General features: G+C 65.8%; 4 protein-coding genes. All 4 read right to left on the bottom strand.

The features are described from left to right. Positions 1-197: 197 nt before the first annotated feature. Positions 198-407, bottom strand: a complete 210-nt coding sequence (locus JaAD80_RS29775) for a tail protein X (RefSeq protein WP_102299769.1) — start codon at positions 405-407, stop codon at positions 198-200. Then, the gene (locus JaAD80_RS29780) at positions 407-910 is read right to left on the bottom strand and encodes a head completion/stabilization protein (RefSeq protein ID WP_102299770.1); all 504 of its coding nucleotides are present in this window, start codon (positions 908-910) and stop codon (positions 407-409) included. The genes JaAD80_RS29775 and JaAD80_RS29780 overlap by 1 nt, the downstream gene beginning before the upstream one ends. 95 nt (positions 911-1,005) lie before the next feature. After that, positions 1,006-1,722: a phage terminase small subunit gene (gene gpM, locus JaAD80_RS29785; RefSeq protein WP_102299772.1), complete on the bottom strand. Its 717-nt coding sequence runs from the start codon at positions 1,720-1,722 to the stop codon at positions 1,006-1,008. Further along, positions 1,722-2,269, bottom strand: a 548-nt coding sequence (locus tag JaAD80_RS29790; RefSeq protein WP_146012641.1) for a P2 family phage major capsid protein, incomplete at its 5' end; no start/stop codon positions are given. The genes gpM and JaAD80_RS29790, both read right to left, overlap by 1 nt.

Below are 2,269 nucleotides of genomic sequence, written 5' to 3' on the forward strand. Positions count from 1 at the left end.
GTTGAAGGTGCCATCGCTGTTCAAGGGCGGCAGCACGATGTACAGCATGGCCGCACCGACCATGCCCAGCGCCGCCTTGAAGCCGTACAGTTTGACCAGGGTGGCGAAACCACCAAACGATTCTGCGGACATTGCTTGATTCTCCGGGGTGAGGATAGATAGATTTTTCATGAGGGTAAAAATGGTGGATTGCTGCGTTAATCCCATAGCTGCACGATATCCGCGGCTTGGCCCGTGCTGGGCGCCGGTTCGGGCAGGGTGACGACCAGGCCGGCAGGCAGCACGGCGCCGTAGCGCGCCAGCGCGGGATTCAGGGCCAAGGCCTGTTCGACGTATCCCGCGCCGTCGCCCAGGTAACGCCACACCAGGGCGTCCACCGTGTCGTGCTGCTGCGTGCGCACCTGCATCAGATCAGTTCCACGGTGAGGTGCGTGCGGCCGACGATATCGGCGATGGCCCATTGCGCATTGCGCCGCTGCGCGCCGGGCGCCTCGTCCAGCCATTCCATGCTTTTCTTGTCGCTGACGGACGTGGCCGTGCTGTCGTAGTCGCGGTAACGCTCGATCAGGTCGGCTTTCGCCGTGCTGTAGACGGCGCGCCGGTACTGCGCCAGCAGGCGGGATTCGCGGTTGATGCGCGTGGCCGGCACGTCCACCAGGGCGGCGATACCGGTAGCGGCTTGCTTGCCCTGCCAGTCGGCCAGCTCGCGGTTGACCTGCAGGATGGCATCGACCACGGCTTGCACCAGGCGTGCGTCGGTGACGGTGCCGTCCAGGCGCATGGCATCGCGCATGTCGGCCAGCTTGACGTCAGGGAACCAGCCGTCGTTCTCGATGATGCCGGCGGCCGGTGCTGGCGGCGCCGGCGTGGTGCCGGGCGGGATGGACGGGGGCAGGGCCATGAAGGACATACGGGACGCTTTCAAAAGTGGGCGGTGGACGGGGTTCATCAGGCAAATGAGTTAGCCAGAATCCCCCCGTGCCGCCGTGCTGCGGGGGATGCTCTTTACGTGGAACCGGCCGCGCGCTTGATGCGCCGTTCCAGCTTTTCCATATCTTTCTTGACGCCGCACGATTCGGACAGGGCGCGCGCGCGTTTCAGCTGGGCCATGGCCGTTTCCGCCTGCGCCACCAGCGCCGGGGCGATGTCGGCTTCGTCCGCCTGGTCCAGCATGGCGATCATGGCCAGGCCAATGGCCTTGTGCAGCTTGGCGCGCGCCTGGTCTGGCGCGTCGCTGGCGGCCGTCAGTTGCTCGACGGTGCCCAGCACCTGGGCCGCGTGCTGCGGATCGCTGGCCAGCTTGCCGTGCAGGAAGCCCTCGGCGAACTCGTCCAGCATCAGGGTGGCGATGTCGCGGCTGTAGGTGTCGGGCAGGGTGAACTTGTGTTCCAGGGCGTAGGCAGCCATGACCAGCGCGCGGTCATACTCGCCCGTGTCGATATGCCACACCAGCAGCGTGGCGAACACGTCATCCTGCGCGCCCTTGCCTCCGGCCAGCACGCCGTCGATCCATTGCGCGTAGTCGGGCAGCAAGGTGGCCTTGACCTCGATCTTGCGTTCGACGGACTGGATGGCTTTCAGGCGGCGCCGGTCGTCGGCCAGCTTGTACAGCATCAGCTCGTAGGCCGTACCGGTGGTCACGCCCTGCGGCACGGCGGCGCCGGCCGTGCGCTCGGCCAGCATGCGCGCGCGGTGGCGCAGGGCGGGGGACTGGTTGGCCATTATTTGTCTTTCAGCTCGATGTTTTCCACCAGCGCGGCCAGGCCCAGGTCTTCGATCACGTAGGCGTCATTCGACGACTCGTAGTTCTCGATGCGATCGCGTTTCGGCTCGTCCACCACGCGGCGGCGGCGCGCGCCGTCTTGGAAGTAGATCGACAGGTTGTCGAAGCGGGTAATCAGGATCGCGTTGTCCGGGAAGTAGGGCACGCGCGCCGCCGGCAAGCCGCCAATGCGTTTCTGGCTGATGATGATGTCCGCCGCCAGCGTTTCCGTGGGCGCCTGCTTGGTGTTGACCAATGGAAAATACTTGTCGTTCAACAGCTTGCGCCCGACGATGGCCACCAGATTGGTGTCTTCCTGATACCAAGGGTCCAGCAGGTTGACGGCGTCCGCCACGGCCGCGTCCAGGTTGGCATAGTCCGCATCGGCCACGTCGCCGATGATGACCTTGCCCGGCATGCCGGCGGCGACCAGGCCCAGCACGCGCTCGGGCGCCTGTTCGCGCAGGTGCTGCAGCCAGCCCTTGTTCACGTCCTGCAGCAGCGGAT

The sequence above is a fragment of the Janthinobacterium sp. AD80 genome (assembly GCF_002878455.1).
In the GTDB taxonomy this organism is placed as follows: Bacteria; Pseudomonadota; Gammaproteobacteria; order Burkholderiales; family Burkholderiaceae_D; genus Janthinobacterium.

Bases quoted from the DNA above. Each gene is read 5' to 3' on its own strand.
- JaAD80_RS29775 (WP_102299769.1), bottom strand. From the start codon at position 407: ATGCAGGTGCGCACGCAGCAGCACGACACGGTGGACGCCCTGGTGTGG.
- JaAD80_RS29780 (WP_102299770.1), bottom strand. From the start codon at position 910: ATGTCCTTCATGGCCCTGCCCCCGTCCATCCCGCCCGGCACCACGCCG.
- gpM (WP_102299772.1), bottom strand. From the start codon at position 1,722: ATGGCCAACCAGTCCCCCGCCCTGCGCCACCGCGCGCGCATGCTGGCC.